Below are 16,834 nucleotides of genomic sequence, written 5' to 3'. Positions count from 1 at the left end.
AAAGTTACCGTTTACCTCAATATATTTCTATCTATCTGCCCGTATTACCTTACATCCACCATCGTAGCATGATAAGGAAAGGTAATCCCGATGTAATAAGCCGCTGTTAAGGTGAGCATATAATAAAATACAAACCACAGATCAGCTCGCGAATAGCCAATCTGAATGTAATACGTGCGGCTCGCGCCATCTGTGAACCCTTTCGCTTCCATCGCTACCGCCATTCGCTGTGCACGGCGAATACTCTGTGCCAGCAGCGGAATAGCGTAACGCTTGAGTGTACGATACACATTCCAGCGAGAGCCACGTTGCTGTGTTCCACGAATACGAATCGCGTAACGGAGCGTCTGGAATTCATCCAGCAAAATGGGGATCATGCGCATCGCGGCCAGAAAGCTATAGGCGTATTTCGCCGGAAGCTTCCACTGCTGCATCAGAGAATAAAACAGTCTGACAGGCTTGGTCGTAAGACCAAAGAGTAACCCAGCCGCGGCCATAGTCAACGAGCGAAAACCCAAGTGTAGACCGCGATAGAAACTCTCTTCGGTTATGTGGATCAGTCCCCACTTATACCATGTGGTCTCGCCCTTACCAAACATCATCATACCTGTAGACGTCGAGATAAACACCAGAATGAATGGTGATGCGTACAGTATCAATCTGTACCACGGATGACCTGTCCAGCACAGTAATAACATCATCGCCATCGCAACGTTGGTCATTACATTCAGATTGTGAATGAGGATAACGATGACAAACATCATCGTCAGAATGATCATCTTTAATCCCGGATTGACGTTATGAAGCCAGGTTTCACGGTGAGGAAACGACAGTTGCATCAGATAACCTCCCCTCATCTACCATCCAGATTCGGGTGCAATATCTTTTTACGATTTCACGATCATGGGTAACCATAACAATGGCTGTTCCCTCTCTCCGCAATTGCTCCAGCTGTGCTAACATGGCAAACGTATTGCGGGCATCCTGTCCAAAAGTAGGTTCATCCAACAGCAGTATTCGCTGCTCTCTCACCAGTGCAGAGGCAACGCTCAAGCGTCGTTTCTGCCCCATCGATAATTGGTAGGGATGGCGCTCGGAGAGGGCTATTAGCCCAAATTGATTCAACATATGATCAGTCCTGACAAGTCTTTCTTCCGTTGTCAGCCTGCCCCCCAGCAATGAGAATTCCACTTCTTCCGCGACCGTGTTGGTCACAAATTGAAACTCCGGGTTCTGAAATACAAACGCAATTCGATCTGCAAGCTGCTCCGTTTTGCCAGAAGGCTGACCGTCCACCTCATAATGACCTGTTGTTTTCAGGATACTCATCAGAGATAACAACAATGAACTCTTGCCAGCTCCATTAGCTCCGACAATACCAATCCAATCCCCATGCCATACTTTGGCCTGTTCTACCTGAATGAAGGGTGTTTTCCCACGCCATCCGGTGAACTGTTGCAAGTCCAGTGCAGGCAGATAGCCGGGTGATACAGGTGATAAGGATGAGACGTGAGAGATGAGGGATATACCCGGTGTATCGGATAAGCCAGACGATTGCTGTGCTTCCAAACTTGAGATGCCGTGGTCCACACACACTTGAAGCTCTCCAGAAGTACTTCCCTCTTCTTCCTTAGTTGCCTGCTCGTGCTCATCCCACACACCCGGATACCAGATTCCATAAGCCTTCAGCTTGCCCCGTTCATCTGTAAATACCTGCTGTGCTGGCCCATCCGCCACAATCTTTCCTTCAGGTGATAATACAATGATGCGGTCGACCATATCCACAATCTTGTTTATTTTGTGTTCAACGATGATGATCGTTTTGTCACTGGCGATCCGTTTGACGGTATCCCATACCTGGGAAGTCCCCTCATCATCCAGAAGTGCAGTGGGTTCATCCAAAAACAATACCTCCGGGTCCATGGCAAGCATCGAAGCAATCGCAAGACGCTGCTTCATCCCCTGAGACATGGACTGGATCAATACACGATTCTGTTCAAAGGATAACCCCACTTGTTTCAGATAATATTCAATCAGAGCAGGCATCTCTTCACGCGGAATATTTCGGTTTTCCAGAACAAATGCGATCTCTTCATCCGTAAAGGACATACAGAACTGGGTATCCGGATCTTGAAAGACCACTCCTGCTTGGGCGGGAACCTGAATATCATCACATTTCATCGGAATCTCAACCGAACGGGGTATCAGACCGCTCAGAATTTGCAATAACGTCGATTTACCGGAGCCACTTGGGCCAAGCAACAGCACTTTCTCCCCTTGACGCACAGAAAGAGACAAGCCTTGAAATATCAAGGCTTCCTCTCCCGGGAACTTGCATCTTAGATTTGTCACACTTACCGCTTGCGAATTTTCCTCTCCGCTCATCTAATCCAGCGCCTCATAATCTTGTTTGGATACCGGTCTAAGTGAGCGCGTTACACCAGTCAGTTCCAATGCTTTGGCGAGATAATAAGCGAACACTCCAGCAATCAAGATGCTTCCAATGAAGCGGAATCCGATAAATAACGTGTAGTTCCAGGCCGAGAGTGAATCAATATACCCGTACTGGTAATCCAGCAAAAGCGAAGCCGCTGCGGCTCCTATGGCTGCAAGACAGGTGACAAACAGATTGGTTTTGCGATACAAAAATGCGGCGAAGAATATCTCGGCTCCCAATCCTTGCAACAGACCGTATACAAGTGTGGACATGCCCCATTCACTACCCAGAAAAGCACTTACCGTTGATGCCGCAACTTCGGCAAGAATAGCCACGCCTGGTTTACGAATGATAACAAAAGCAAACGTGCCCGCCATAAACCACATGCCGTAGATCATCTGCTCCGCATGAACGCCAAATGGTTTCATCAAGTCATATGTAGGTCCCCATATCTTGTAAATCACCCCAAACACTACTGCGATCACGATGGTTACCAGAATATCCGTTAGTTTCAATCGCTTGTTGCCTGCTTTTGTTGCCATTTTCTCTACGTCCTTCCTTTGTTCCCTGTGGGGGTTATCAAAATAAACGAAAAAGCCTCCCCGGTTCCGGGCAGGCCTTACGTACAGTGTACAATCCTCACAATGATGTATTGGATGGATGTCGAAAATACGGAATATCAACCAGCCCCCCTCCGTCATGGCAGATACACCACCACAGTTCAAAGAGGTCTGTTGTTCATCCACGTTCATTCCCACAATTCACCCTTACATATCGCAAATCCATGTTCTCTACGCTGGCATTACCCAGATCAGATGTACGGTCAGCGGCACAAGGCCGCTCTCTCAGCCCAACTTCATTGAGCTCCCGGTTCACTTATTTCATTGCTTCTAATGTACATCAGATGGGTATTTGTGGCAATCCCTAGAAAAATCATCATGCTTCATTTGGGGTAACAGGGGAAAGAATCTGATGGTTCACTTTCCATAATATGAAACATTTAGGTTATGTAGTCCGTCTTAAACATTAGAAGGGAGATTGATAGTGATGAAAGATTACAATTCTGTTTGGCAGCTTAAAACATGGAAAATGGTCCTTGCCGCTTCGATACTCACCGCAGGCACGGCACCTGCCTTACTCTCATCCACTGTGGCGGAAGCCGCAACAACTAAACCTAAACCGACAGCTTATATTAACAATGTTCAAGCTCAATATGATGTTGTCATACGGCAGGGTATTACGTACGTGGCATTGACGGAGCTTCAATTCCTCGGCAACTATACGTTTGGTTACAATAACAAAACAAAAGAGATCAGCATTAGCACAGGCAGCGATAAGTATGTCCTTACACCTAACAGCAAAACAATGAAGAAAAACGGTCAGAATGCGACATTATCCTCAGCGCCGATTCTGGTGAATGGTAAAGCGATGCTTCCGCTCCGTGCCATCGGTGAAGCTTTTGGTGCCAAGGTGCAGTGGAACCAGAAGGCCAAGGAAGCCTACATTTACACTACCGATGCTACGATTGTAAAAGAATATAACAGTTCCGATCTGACTGTGGCGCGTGAAGCCGCACTGCATCTGCCACGCTTCTCTGAACTGGGACAAGCACGTCTGGACATTCGCAACCCTTTGGGTCCAGTGGATTCATCCATTGAATACATTTTTGAACAAGACAAAAAAGATCGTTTCTTCGTTGTTGAGGATAACGATCTGATCAGTTATTATATCCTTAAAAATGGAAGTGCACTGCTACAATGGCAGGCTAACATCAGCAAAAATGCCGGAACCATCGGTGACCTGTTCTTTATTAAAAACAAAGCCGTTGCTGAAGCAGGGACTCGTCCTTCCGTAACAGGTCAAACACTCGTATCATTTAAGTACTCTCGCATGCTTGAAGAAACCTCTTACGAAATCATGAACAAATTGGACTCTATTGATACCGGTTCTGTTGTCCCCGAGAAAGGCAAAGTCATCGTTGAAGTTCCGGGAGAGCAATAATTTGAGCATCCTCTATAAAACATTGCTCAGCAGAACTATACTATGACATCTGCATTACAAAGAGCGTCCCACAAAGTCATTGTAACAATGACCTTGGAACGCTCTTTTTGGCGTTATATTTTAACTTCAAATTACAAGCAGAGCTTAAACTTTTACCAACTCCAGCGATTCAATCTTCTGTCTAATATTGCGTGTTCCCAGACTGGCTCGTTTTCCCTGAAGCAAACCCCTTGAACAACGTTGGTACTTTGGAATAACGGGTATTCGTAATTTTCCCTTGTGATGTGCTGCTGTCTGTACGCATAATCGAATCTTTTACATTGGAAATGTTGGAGTTATCCAGCGTCATGTTAACTGCAAAGGAAGTTCCACCATTTTGGCGAACCAGTTTGCCAATATCATCTGCACGGAAATTTTTGATGTTAATTGTTCCAGCTGCATTCATCTGGAACACTTTATCATAAGCCTTATACGCTGCCCCACCGGTAATGTTAACCGTTCCGGCAGACTTCAATGTCAGTGCATCCTCGCCCACGTCCTGCCAGACCACATTCGATATATTACAGTTGCCATAACAGTGAACACCATCAGCAGCTGGTGATCCAATGTTTACGTTTTTGAGCGTGGCCCCTGCCTCCAGACGGAAGACTGGCTTCTGATTTTCTGCTTGAGATCCGTCGCCCAGTGTGGAAGGATTGGCTACAAATGTTTTACCTTGGCCGTCATAGGTCGTGCCCTTTGGAACCACAATGGTTGAATTTACAACCGTAGGCGCAGCCGCAGCCGGAACTGCACCAAATATAGAAGCAACCAAACCAGCGGACAGTAACAACGTCAACATTTTTTTCATAACTTTATTCCTCCCTTATTCTCTCGTTTTTTGGTAGTGTACAGCCTGGGCTTGTACTGGAAGATCTTCAGAGGTGCACCTCTGTCCGATCTACAACCTAATCTTACCAAATAAGGGAGGTAACTAGAATAATCATTAGATCAGATATATCATGACATCGTACAATCCCTGTCATATCGGCATTTTTTGCATGCTAGGTCTCTCAAGCAATATGCTCATATCAACCTCTGGTATGCTCATTTGTAACGTATATACCCCTCACTTAATCCCCGATAACAAAGAAAGACCACTGCATTTGTCTCCAAATGTGTGATCTTGAATGGCTTCTGGCTTGCTGATATAAGATATCAGGCTCCAAATCTCTGACGATAACCGCACTTTCTACACAACTCTTCTACAGCTTCGCGTTTGGAGAAGCCATATACCAGATTGTTCGCTCGCTCACCCTCAATAATCTCCGAGAATGACTTCTCGTGCACATTACCAAGGTTAATCACACCCTCGCCATCGAGACAGCATGGAACCACCGTTCCATCTACAAGCACAGCTGCCTGACCGCGAAGTGCATGGCAAAAGCCTTTACCGTCATCTTCAGGTGCATCCAGACTTGGCCACTGGAACTCATGGTCCTGATTCAGGTATACATTCGGGGCAATTTTGACCCCGCTGCCTGGAACTACTTTTTCCTCAATGCGGAAGTCCAGATTAAACTCACGTTCCAATACTTCAAGGGTCTCCCGATTTCGATTCATCTGAGCATTTGTGAAGTTATCCTGTGTCAGATTCCACAACCGGAATGAAATGATGACATTGTGCTTAACGGCCTCGTGTACAAAGGACAAAATATGACGCAGATACCCGTCACGATCTGTTGAACCTTCATGCCCATCGAAGCTGTGCAGGGAGAAATTCATCTGCCGCAGCGCCGGTTTGCCAAGCAATTTATGCTGAGTCTTGGGCAGCAGTGTACCATTCGTTGTAATGTTCACCTTGAGTCCCTTCTCATGTGCGGAATCGAGCAACAGATCTATTTTGGGATGCAACAAGGGTTCACCTTTGACATGTAAGTAAATATGATTGGTGTGTGGTTTAACTTGATCCAGTATATTGTTGAAGACTTCAGGGTCAATGAATCCTTTGGCACGCTGTGTCTGCGGACAGAAGCTGCATGCCAGATTGCAGATACTCGTGATCTCAATATATACTTTTTTGAACGTTTTCAACTCGGGTCCCCATTCTGCCTAGGAGGGAGAACAATCCCACCTGCATTTGTGATCCGGCCAATATGCGCCACCACTATTATATCGGGTTAGGGAGCCCAGGTAAATTGTTCAGTTGTTCGGGTATGACTCCAAGTTCATCTCAAGAATTCTATCATGCTGCCTCTTTACAGTTCATGTTCGATTGATATATGCTGAACACACAACTGCATATCTTGAACTTTTGCACTAGGGGAGCCTTGCGGCTGAGACGAATATGACTATTCGGACCCTTTGAACCTGATCTGGATCATACCAGCGGAGGGAAGTGGAGCGGCCTTTTAGTAAGCGGAATTTTTTCATGTATGTGAAGATAAATTGCGGATTTAACTTACAGACCCACTCATTTCTCCGGAAATGGGTGGGTCTTTTTTGTTCCTTTTGCAGAGTATAGGATGCCGTTGTTATTGCAGTAGTCTGACATCAAGGGGGTGAGGATCAGATGGATAACCATGTAACCATTCACAACGTAAGCTTTGCTTTTCCCGAAAAAAAGGGTTCCCCTGTGCTCTCCAATGTGTCGCTTCAGGTTCAACAAGGAGAATTTGTCTCGCTCATCGGCTCCAGCGGATCAGGTAAAAGCACGCTCTTCAAGCTGCTCGCAGGCTTGCATGAACCAACCGTTGGCACCATCGATATAGCTGATGTCCCGCAAGGACAACGGCTCGGACGAGTCGCCTATATGCCGCAGAAAGATCTGCTGTTATCCTGGCGTACCGTCATGGAGAACTGCATGCTACCTGCCGAGCTTGCACCAGGCCGACAGGATAAGGACAAACTACGAGCCGATATCATCGCAGGATTGGCAAGGTTCGGCTTGTCCGGTTATGAACATTCCTATCCGGATGAGTTATCCGGCGGCATGCGGCAGCGGGTGGCATTGCTTCGTACCTTGCTTACAGGCGGGCAGCTCATGTTGCTGGATGAACCCTTCGGTGCACTCGACGCATTAACCAAACGAGAAATGCATCGCTGGTTGCTGGAGCTGTGGGAGAGCTTTGGCCAAACCGTGATGTTCATTACACATGACATCGAAGAAGCCCTGCTGTTAAGTGACCGTATCATTCTGTTAACTCCAGGAGGGCAAGGTCAGCAGTTGCAGGAGATGACGGTTCCTTTACCACGCCCAAGGCATTCGGACATGATCTACGAACCGGCTCTCGTGCAGATGAGGCAACAACTGGAGGAACAATTGCATGCACGATAGAGCTGAGGTTAGCGTCTGGACGTGGTGTTTAAAGTGGCTCTCGAGGTCGTTTTCCCAATATGGTCTGTTCATTATGCTCATGTTCTTATTACTGGCGATCTGGGAAGTGATTGTGCGTATGGGATGGGTGCCCTCCTTCATCATTCCTGCACCCACGGCCATCGTAAGCTCACTGGTTGAGCATCGCCGTCTGCTGTTGACCATCCATCTGCCTGCTACCTTTATGGAGGTTGTTGTTGGTTTTGTCTTGTCCATAGTGACTGGAATTACGCTGGCAACAGGCATGCATATGAACCGATCGATTGAAAGGGCATTGTATCCCTTCATCGTGATCAGTCAGACCATACCGTTGATTGCCTTGTCCCCCGTATTTATCCTGTGGTTTGGTTACACGTTGTGGAGCAAAGTCGCCGTGGTATTTTTAATCGCATTCTTCCCCATTGTGGTCAGTACCTACGATGGACTCCGCCAAGGCGATCCAGAGCAGCGTGAACTGTTGCTCACCATGGGCGCCAGCAAGTGGGATATTTTTTGCAAACTCCAGGTTCCGCTGGCACTTCCCTCTTTTTTCTCGGGGCTAAAGATGTCTGTGGTGTACTGCGTGGTTGGGGCAACGATTGGCGAATGGCTCGGTGGTAGCAAAGGTCTAGGGTACTTCAGCCGTCGTATGTCCAGCAACATGAACACGGATGCGATGTTTGCCGCCATTTTGCTGTTATCCCTGCTTGGGATCGTTTTGTTTGTACTGATTACCTGGCTGGAGAAACGGTTTAGCATACGGCGTCATCGTCATGGAGGCAAAAGAAAGGTTGGATAATACTTAGACAGAAATTAGATGTAAATACAGTAGTTACAATCTTCAAAACAAAACATATCTTATGCACAATTTCAGCAACATCTTCAATCAGTTCATTGTCACATTATCGTTAACATGCTGTTGCCCATTTTCTACAAATCAAAACGATGAAATGAGGAACTTCATTTATGAATAACAAAGGTATATACTCCCTGCTTCCCATCATACTCATTAGCCTTTTGCTGATCGTTAGCGGATGCAGCACCACAGACAATAGCCAAAATACGCCAACAACAGATTCGGCAACCAATACACAGCAAACAGATCCGTCTGCAACCGAACCTGCATCAGACGCCAAAGATAAACTGTCTATCATGCTCGACTGGTACCCGAATGCAGTACACTCCTTCATCTATGTGGCTCAGGAAAAAGGATACTTTGCAGACCAAGGTCTGGATCTCGATATTCAGATGCCTGCGGATACCAATGATTCGCTCAAACTTGTTGCTGCCGGAAAAATTGATCTGGCCCTAAGTTACCAGCCCCAAATCTTGCTCGCGCGTGGCGAGAACATTCCTGTACGTTCCATTGCTGCTGTTGTTCGGCACCCGCTTGTGCATCTGTTGACCGAAGCGAATGGCAACGTAAGTTCACCCAAAGATCTTGAAGAAAAGACTGTTGGTTATTCCTCCATTCCTCTGTACGAAGCGATGGTACGCACGATGATCAGTAAGGATGGCGGCAATCCCGACAACATAAATCTGGTCGACGTTGGGTTCGATCTGATTCCTTCGCTGGCTTCCGGACAAGCGGATGCGATTATGGGTGGTTTTATTAACCATGAACAATTGATTTTGGAGAAAGAAGGACATGCCATGAAATCGATTAACCCCGTCGATTATGGTGTGCCTGATTATTATGAATTGGTCCTGACTGCAAGTGAAGCTGGCATTGAAGCAAAAAAAGACCAACTTACCCGGTTCGTCAAAGCGGTCCAGGAAGGACAGAAATATGTGACTGAGCATCCAGAAGAAGCCTTGAGTATTCTGCTCGCTCATGAGAATGAAACATCACCGCTTGACCCGGAGATCGAAACCAAAAGCCTGGCAATTCTGCTACCACTCATGAATGAAGAAGGCCAACCATTTGGTCGGCAGGAAATGGAATCGTGGGAAAATGTACGTACATGGCTCGTTGAACAGGATTTGATTCCTGAATCGGTGAAAGCCGAGGATACTTTTATTACTCTGCAAGGAGAGTAAATAAAGGAGAGCAACGCGAATAAAGGAAAAGTGATTGAACATAAAGGGAATGAAAGCAATGTGATTAAAAGCAAAGTTAGCAAAACGTAGGATCGAATGCATGAAGTTTTGCGAAATGGAATTGGCCTGAAGCAAGCATCGGAGGATCAGAATTTATAACAATCCTAAGTGGCTTGATGTGCATCTGGGCAGATTGATATGCGTTTGGGTGGCTTGTTGATATGTATTTGGTAATGTAATTAGCGCTTATCTTCAAGCCTACTGGGAGCTGAAACGCTCCTTAACTTGATCGAAACAGAGCATGCTACGACCGCTAACGAATCTGAGGCGTCCTATTCAGGGATTTGGAGCGGTTGCAGAAATCTAAAGAACCTGAAACATGTTATATCAGAATAAATAGCTGTTTGCAGCGTTTTGGTCAGGAGATTCTGGGAATAACGTGTCTGATGTTCCTTACATTTCAAAAGGAGGACCTGACAGCCAAATAAGACGTCCTGTGTTCTTTAGAAACATCGTCTGACCAGTCGTGCCCCGATCGATCGTGCCCCAATCAGTTGGGTATCGACCAGCCTGGACTTCAAGACACTGGTTGGATGCTAACATCCATCACAGTATTGCTTGCCTGAGTTTGGAGAAATACCCTGGGTTCACTTTCTGTATTTTGTATCGTTTCGTTTTTTACTGTTTCGCTAGATATCGATCAGAATGATTCAATTTGTCTATATCCAGTTCCAAAAATCCATTTTAGTGAGTTATGAAATTGATTTAGATTTTACGTTTCTGCTTTTCCCGCATTAATGCATCTGGCTGTTGTTAGACTCTGCGCCCCAACTCAACAAGGGAACTCATATCCAATTATTCTGTTGAGTGACTCCAGATATCGGACTTCCGCCGATCGGGTTACTTCAAAACAAGGAGGAAATTATATGTCTTATCTGGAACGTGTTCGTACGCAAAATCCGCTGGTACACAATATCACTAACCTTGTCGTGGCTCCCTTCACAGCCAATGGTCTGCTTGCACTCGGTGCGTCCCCTTTTATGGCCTATGCTCATGAAGAGGTCGCTGATGTCGCCAAGATGTCAGGAGCCGTGGTACTCAACATCGGTACACTCGATGACAAAGTCGTTCAGGCAATCCGTCTGGCAGGCCAATCGGCTAATGCGCATCACGTGCCTGTGGTGCTTGATCCGGTTGGAGCTGGCGCAACCACCTATCGCACGGAAACCGTGCAGATGCTCATTCGTGAACTTCGTCTCACGGTACTGCGCGGCAATGTGGCAGAGGTCGCTAATGTCATCGGTGAGAGTTGGAGTATTAAAGGTGTGGACGCAGGATCAGGTGAGGGCGACCGAATCGGCATTGCGGAGCGGGCAGCGCATAAACTTGGCTGTGTCGTGGTCATTACCGGAAAAGAAGATATTATTACTGATGGACAATCCACATTCCTCACGAGTAATGGTCATGCCCTGCTCACTCAGGTCACAGGTGCTGGCTGTCTGCTCAGTTCAGTGATTGGCGCTTTTACAGCCATAGCGGAATCAGGAGCCGATCTTCTAGGCAGTGTTGTTGAAGCGCTAGCGTTTTATGGTGTAGCAGCTGAACTGGCGGCAGAGCGGACAGCTCATCAGGGGCCGGGTAGCTTCCAGATTGAATTGTTGAATCAACTGGCACAAGTAACACCAGACCTCTTGGCAGAACGCGCACAGATCCGTCAGATCCGTGGAGGTGCAGTATGAGTATTGCTCAAGCGCTAACCATTGCAGGCTCCGATAACGGGGGCGGCGCAGGCATTCAGGCCGATCTGAAAACATTCCAAGAACTTGGTGTATACGGCATGACCGTTATCACCGCTATTGCTGCCCAAAATACAACTGGTGTGCAGGGCGTTTTTCCCATCCCTTACGATGGCATTGCCCAGCAATTGGACTCGACCGGCGAAGACTTTCAACCAACCGCAACGAAGACCGGCATGTTATATAGTGCCGAGATTATTCGTCTAGTCGCTGAGAAATGGCAGCAATACCGTTGGGCTAATCTGGTCATCGACCCTGTGATGGTAGCCAAAGGTGGCGCCCCCCTTCTCCAGCAGGAAGCTGTAAAGGCGTTGGTTACGGATCTGTTGCCCCATGCCCTGATCACAACACCCAATATCCCGGAAGTGGAACTGCTTACCGGGATGTCTATCACCAATCTGAGCCAGCGGGAAGAAGCCGCAAGACGGATTGTACAGATGGGCTCAACGTATGCTTTGGTCAAAGGTGGTCATGATGAAGGAAGTGGCATGATCGTGGATGTGCTCTACGATGGGCAGTCTTTTCATTATCTGGAGAATGTTCGTGTGGTAACCCGTCATACACACGGAACGGGGTGCACATACTCTGCTGCCATCACCGCAGAGTTAGCCAAGGGTTCACCTGTTCTGGCTGCCGTTACGACCGCGCGAGCATTCATTCAGGCAGCCATCGAAGATGAGCTGGGGATTGGGGCCGGACATGGGCCGACAAATCATTTTGCGTATCAGCGCAGACAGCGGGGTGAGCAGTGATGCGCCCTTGGGATGCAGAAGCGGTACGACGCGCGATGCAGGTATATTTAGTGATGGGCAGCGTCAATACAAAGCAAGACCCTGTGGAAGTGCTGCGCCAGGCCATTGCTGGCGGCATTACGCTGTTCCAGTTCCGTGAAAAGGGAACTGGCGCCCTGGTCGGCGAAGCTTGCATCACGCTTGCAATGCGGCTTCGCGAGGTGTGCAGCCAGCACGGGGTCCCGTTCATCGTGAACGATGATGTGGAGCTGGCTGTAGCGGTGGAGGCCGACGGCATGCATGTCGGCCAGGATGATGCGGACGCGGCGCTAGTACGCGCCCGCATTGGAGATGGGCGGATGCTTGGCGTATCCGCCCACTCTGTGGATGAGGCGCGCCGTGCGTTGCAGGCGGGCGCCGACTACCTTGGCGTCGGGCCCATGTACCCGACGCGCTCCAAAGCGGATGCCCATGCTGTGCTGGGCCCCGCAGGGGTGGCGGAACTGCGCGCCGCAGGCATCGCAGTTCCGATTGTGGGTATCGGCGGCATTACGCCCGATACCACGGCCGCCGTGATGGCGGCTGGAGCCGACGGCGTAGCCGTCATCTCCGCCATCGCGGGCGCGGCCGACGTGCGCGCAGCGGCTGCGCAGTTCGCTGCGGCAGTTCGCGGGATGCAGGCGTAGCCCTGCTCTCCCTGCACTGCCAGCCCCGTGGGCTGCACCGCATACATGGTGCAACCCACAACTGCTCACGCTCCTCTCCATAACAGAGGAGCCTCAAAACACCCCCGCGGCGCGGCAGCAACCCATGTCTTCGACATAGAAGCACAGCCGCTCCCCTACAGTGACTGAATGTTATAATAATTCAGTCATATCCAGTCACATCCTGTCATCAATCCATGATCAAGATGCAGCTTCCATGCTCGCATCTTGTTTTTTCATTTTCAACGGTTGACTCTCACGTAACGTGACACTGTACAATCGGTGTTGTAAGGAGGTTTCACACATGGCCATGAAGGTAAAAGAAGTTGCCGAACTTGCCTCGATCAGTGTGCGCACACTGCATCACTATGATGAGATCGGATTGTTAACACCGGACGAAGTAACTTCTGCCGGATATCGATTATATTCAGATGCCAACCTGGAACGGTTGCAGCAAATATTGTTTTTCAAGGAACTCGACTTCTCTCTGAAGGAGATCAAAAACATTATAACCAACCCCTCCTTCAATCCGGAAGAAGCACTTAAAATGCATCGACTTATACTGCTGGAGAAGCGCCAACGCTTGGACCAGATGATTGCTACCATTGATAGAACGGTTTTACACGTGAGAGGAGAAATTAAAATGACAGCCAAAGAACAATTCGAAGGATTTGATTTTAGCCAGAATCCGTATGAACAAGAAGCGCGGGAACGTTGGGGAGACCATGCCGTCGATCACGCAAATCAGAAGCTGCACAGTAAATCAACCACAGATCAGAAGGCTCTATCCAATCAAATGAACGAAATCTACAAGCGTCTAGCCGCACTTCGTCACACAGAACCAGCATCTGCCGAGGCACAGGCCGGTATTCAAGAATGGTACACCTGGCTGAATCAGATGGGAAGCTACTCGCCTGAAGCCTTCAGAGGACTTGGTCAGATGTACGTGGACGATGATCGCTTCACGCGTAATATTGATCAGTTTGGCGATGGTTTGGCAGTATTTATGAGAGATGCTATGGCTGTATTTGCTGACCAAAACAAATAATATAACCCTGTATTCAACCACATACAGTTTTATTTAATTCTCATTGTCGTCAGATGTGTACTGTAAACGATAGTCTTGAACTTAGAGCTCTGTCCTCTAGTGATAAAAGTAATCCCTCGTCATCAGCTTTATTCACAGTAAATGACCCTTCGGATAACTGAACCTACCTTTTGGGGTGAACATATCTTTCTTGTAATTAACCTTATGAACATGCTGGATATTTACTAGGGTTATGTGGTAAGTAATTTAAATCGATCCGAATTGTTGCAAAAGTTATGAGCAATATCCCCCTACCTGGTGTATACACAAAAGGGACGTACACCCTCAGGCGTATCGTCCCTATGTATGTAAGTATCTCAGCCGCAATGTGAACAAGCCTAACTGCTGCTCACTCTGAGTACTTTATAAATATCTTTTAAAGTAGATGCTCTTTACTACGTTTTTCTTCTGCTCCCAGTCCTTCGATATAACCTTTTCACAAGTGCTTAGGATGATGAGCATTAAGTTTCTTCTGTCAAACGTTCTTCATTTTACTGCCAAGCGTCCACCGTCTATCCGATTAAGCTCTTGGTGCGTGATCCGATGAAGATGCATCCGTAGCTAGACTGGTTCTCGCCATCCGGCCAGGAATCTGCCATGCAGACACAATCGCAAGCACGATGAATAACAAATCAATCGGTTGACTGAAGTACTCCTGGAAGGTTTCCACAAACGCACTGATCATCTCGCTATCAAACACAAGTTCCATCACGCCGACATCACCAAACAGTTCAGAAGTAAAATAAACCACCGTCAGATATTTCCCCAACAAAATGCCGACAAGTGCAAACAGTACGGCAATAATCTTATGTACCGTCGCAATTTGTTTATTGGAGAACAACACAACTGCGTAACCTGTGAGCGCTCCAATCAGAATCGCAATTAATCCCACCTCATAATCGGTCATTGCAGCAATAGCTGCCCATACGATGCCTCCCAGAATGGCTGCAATTAAGCCACCAATGATCGGCATACCGATTTTAACTCCTTGTTTCTCTTCCACGTTGTCTTTCCCTCCTGAGTCATGCATATGCTTCTTTTCCAGAATTCACCTTTCCTATGAAACCACAAAAAGACTTATTATTCAACATTTTTCTACTTTTGGTGCCATGTATTTACATAATAGAAAAGATATATTAAGCATCCATTTCCTTATTCGCTCGAATATCATTTTAGTTTTGTCCACAAACCTCTCATAATCATTCCCTTGGTACATAAAAAAACACCCCTCCAACAGCATAATAGCCGTAGAAGGGATGTTGTCCATATCTGTATCATAGATATAACCAATGTAACCGAGAAAACTACATTGAAAAGCTCTCTCTATCTTACCTTTGCACTTCCTTGGAAGGCTGAATGACAGCTGCAATCTGTGCCAAAATGGCATCCACCGATGCCGGATCATGCACATCATACTCATCAATGTTCAGACGCAGCACAGGGCAAGCTGTAAACTGATCAATCCACACGGAATAGCGCTCGTGCATGTGTTCCCAGTACGAACGGTCCGTCTGAATCTCCATCTCGCGTCCGCGTTCCGTAATACGGTTTAAAATCGAAGGCAGACTGCCTTCCAGATAGATCAGCACGTCTGGATGTGGGAAATACGGTGTCATTACCATCGCTTCAAATAAACTGCTGTATGTCTCGAAATCTGTAGCAGACATGGTTCCTTGATCTGCATGCATTTGTGCAAAAATGCCCGTATCTTCATAGATAGAACGATCCTGTACGAATCCGCCACCCAGTTCAAAAATCTTTTTCTGTTCCTTGAATCGCTCTGCCAGGAAATAAATCTGCAGATGGAAGCTCCAACGCTCAAAGTCATGATAGAACTTCTCCAAATATGGATTATGATCAACTTGCTCTAGAGAGGTCTTGAAGTTCAAACGCTGCGCAAGTGCAGCCGTTAACGTGGATTTGCCCACCCCAACCGTACCTGCTACCGTAATTAATGCATTCGTTGGAATGCCATAGTTATTCATATGATATACTCCTTTACCTGATTAACAATTTGCCTGAAGTGTTCAGGATGTTCCACAAAGTCGAGTTGCTCTGCATTGACCTTAATGATTACTGGCGGATTTGAGCTATTTGCCAGATAGTCCATGCCTGTTTTGTAATCGGCGATCAGTTGTTCCATATATGCCGGGTCCATATCCTGCTCAAATGAGCGTCCACGCTTGTTAATGCGGTACATCAACGTATCGAGTTCAGCTTCAATATAGAGCACCAGGTTGGGCTTTGGCAGATCATCTGTTAACAGATGATAGATTTGACGATATTTATCCCGTTTCGTTCCCTTTAAGGTACGATCGGCAAAAATCATGTTTTTATAGATATGATAGTCTGAAATGACTGGGGTATTCTGCTCTACATAATGAGCGCCCGTGTCTTCCAGCTGTTTAAACCGATTACACAGAAAAAACATTTCCAATTGGAAACTCCACTCGTCGATATCCTGATAAAAGGAAGCCAGAAATGGATTCTCTTCTACGATTTCTTTAACTAACGGAAGATTCAATTCATGGGAAAGCATCGTTGCCAGCGTTGTTTTCCCCGCTCCGATCGGACCTTCCACGGCAATAAACGGGGCTGATTTCATCGTGTTCACTGTTCCTCCTCGTACTTATGCGTGTTTCCGTTTTCTATATAGACCTCACCTATTGTATCACAGCTTTAAGGATTGGAACGCCAGTATTTT

General features: G+C 47.1%; 16 protein-coding genes and 2 riboswitches. Of the genes, 8 read left to right on the top strand and 8 right to left on the bottom strand.

Annotation, left to right across the window (positions count from 1 at the left end):
* Positions 1 to 44 precede the first annotated feature (44 nt).
* The 3 genes from MKY01_RS04700 to MKY01_RS04690 are packed head-to-tail and all read right to left on the bottom strand — an operon-like array spanning position 45 to position 2,979.
* Positions 45 to 839, bottom strand: a complete 795-nt coding sequence (locus MKY01_RS04700) for an energy-coupling factor transporter transmembrane component T (RefSeq protein ID WP_315371101.1) — start codon at positions 837 to 839, stop codon at positions 45 to 47.
* Entirely contained in the window at positions 814 to 2,385 is a 1,572-nt protein-coding gene (locus MKY01_RS04695) for an ABC transporter ATP-binding protein (RefSeq protein ID WP_339285593.1), read from the bottom strand. Before MKY01_RS04695 ends, MKY01_RS04700 begins: the two co-directional genes overlap by 26 nt.
* Positions 2,386 to 2,979 (bottom strand): ECF transporter S component, encoded by a 594-nt coding sequence (locus tag MKY01_RS04690; RefSeq protein WP_315371099.1) that lies wholly within the window; start codon positions 2,977 to 2,979, stop codon positions 2,386 to 2,388.
* Positions 2,980 to 3,208: 229 nt separating this feature from the next.
* A riboswitch (TPP riboswitch) is annotated at positions 3,209 to 3,319 on the bottom strand.
* 165 nt (positions 3,320 to 3,484) lie between these two features.
* Between MKY01_RS04690 and MKY01_RS04685 the strand changes: the two genes are divergently transcribed.
* On the top strand, positions 3,485 to 4,438 hold the full coding sequence (locus tag MKY01_RS04685; protein ID WP_315371098.1) for a copper amine oxidase N-terminal domain-containing protein: 954 nt from the start codon (positions 3,485 to 3,487) through the stop codon (positions 4,436 to 4,438).
* Between the two features lie 181 nt (positions 4,439 to 4,619).
* On the opposite strand, the gene MKY01_RS04680 is transcribed toward MKY01_RS04685, so the two are convergent.
* Positions 4,620 to 5,288 carry a pectate lyase gene (locus MKY01_RS04680; RefSeq protein WP_036606151.1) on the bottom strand — a complete coding sequence of 223 codons (669 nt, stop codon included), beginning with the start codon at positions 5,286 to 5,288 and terminating at the stop codon, positions 4,620 to 4,622.
* 347 nt (positions 5,289 to 5,635) lie between these two features.
* Positions 5,636 to 6,511 carry a radical SAM/SPASM domain-containing protein gene (locus MKY01_RS04675; protein ID WP_036606150.1) on the bottom strand — a complete coding sequence of 292 codons (876 nt, stop codon included), beginning with the start codon at positions 6,509 to 6,511 and terminating at the stop codon, positions 5,636 to 5,638.
* A 217-nt stretch (positions 6,512 to 6,728) separates the two neighbouring features.
* Positions 6,729 to 6,831, top strand: a riboswitch (TPP riboswitch).
* Positions 6,832 to 6,989: 158 nt separating this feature from the next.
* On the opposite strand from MKY01_RS04675, the gene MKY01_RS04670 reads away from it, so the two are divergent.
* The 7 genes from MKY01_RS04670 (at position 6,990) to MKY01_RS04640 (ending at position 14,091) form a co-directional block, all read left to right on the top strand.
* Positions 6,990 to 7,754 carry an ABC transporter ATP-binding protein gene (locus tag MKY01_RS04670; protein WP_076253489.1) on the top strand — a complete coding sequence of 255 codons (765 nt, stop codon included), beginning with the start codon at positions 6,990 to 6,992 and terminating at the stop codon, positions 7,752 to 7,754.
* On the top strand, positions 7,744 to 8,571 hold the full coding sequence (locus MKY01_RS04665; RefSeq protein ID WP_076253490.1) for an ABC transporter permease: 828 nt from the start codon (positions 7,744 to 7,746) through the stop codon (positions 8,569 to 8,571). The genes MKY01_RS04670 and MKY01_RS04665 overlap by 11 nt, the downstream gene beginning before the upstream one ends.
* Before the next feature lie 167 nt (positions 8,572 to 8,738).
* A complete protein-coding gene (locus tag MKY01_RS04660) occupies positions 8,739 to 9,812 on the top strand; it encodes an ABC transporter substrate-binding protein (RefSeq protein WP_076253491.1) in 1,074 nt (357 codons plus the stop codon).
* Between the two features lie 926 nt (positions 9,813 to 10,738).
* Entirely contained in the window at positions 10,739 to 11,551 is an 813-nt protein-coding gene (thiM, locus tag MKY01_RS04655; protein WP_036672665.1) for a hydroxyethylthiazole kinase, read from the top strand.
* On the top strand, positions 11,548 to 12,360 hold the full coding sequence (gene thiD / locus MKY01_RS04650) for a bifunctional hydroxymethylpyrimidine kinase/phosphomethylpyrimidine kinase (RefSeq protein ID WP_339285588.1): 813 nt from the start codon (positions 11,548 to 11,550) through the stop codon (positions 12,358 to 12,360). Before thiM ends, thiD begins: the two co-directional genes overlap by 4 nt.
* The gene (gene thiE / locus MKY01_RS04645) at positions 12,360 to 13,025 is read left to right on the top strand and encodes a thiamine phosphate synthase (protein WP_315372077.1); all 666 of its coding nucleotides are present in this window, start codon (positions 12,360 to 12,362) and stop codon (positions 13,023 to 13,025) included. The genes thiD and thiE overlap by 1 nt, the downstream gene beginning before the upstream one ends.
* A gap of 322 nt (positions 13,026 to 13,347) precedes the next feature.
* Positions 13,348 to 14,091, top strand: coding sequence for a MerR family transcriptional regulator (locus MKY01_RS04640; RefSeq protein ID WP_315372078.1), 744 nt, complete (start codon positions 13,348 to 13,350; stop codon positions 14,089 to 14,091).
* A 559-nt stretch (positions 14,092 to 14,650) separates the two neighbouring features.
* Here MKY01_RS04640 and MKY01_RS04635 read toward each other — a convergent pair.
* From MKY01_RS04635 to MKY01_RS04625, 3 genes are all read right to left on the bottom strand, one after another.
* A complete protein-coding gene (locus tag MKY01_RS04635) occupies positions 14,651 to 15,133 on the bottom strand; it encodes a hypothetical protein (RefSeq protein WP_053061447.1) in 483 nt (160 codons plus the stop codon).
* Positions 15,134 to 15,458: 325 nt separating this feature from the next.
* Entirely contained in the window at positions 15,459 to 16,115 is a 657-nt protein-coding gene (locus tag MKY01_RS04630; protein ID WP_036672670.1) for a deoxynucleoside kinase, read from the bottom strand.
* Positions 16,112 to 16,735 carry a deoxynucleoside kinase gene (locus MKY01_RS04625; protein ID WP_017690540.1) on the bottom strand — a complete coding sequence of 208 codons (624 nt, stop codon included), beginning with the start codon at positions 16,733 to 16,735 and terminating at the stop codon, positions 16,112 to 16,114. Before MKY01_RS04625 ends, MKY01_RS04630 begins: the two co-directional genes overlap by 4 nt.
* Positions 16,736 to 16,834 lie beyond the last annotated feature (99 nt).

This window comes from Paenibacillus sp. FSL R5-0486, assembly GCF_037975155.1.
Lineage (GTDB): Bacteria > Bacillota > Bacilli > Paenibacillales > Paenibacillaceae > Paenibacillus > Paenibacillus amylolyticus.
The sequence above is the reverse complement of the archived record's forward strand: the minus strand, read 5'-3'. Positions and strand labels throughout refer to the sequence as shown.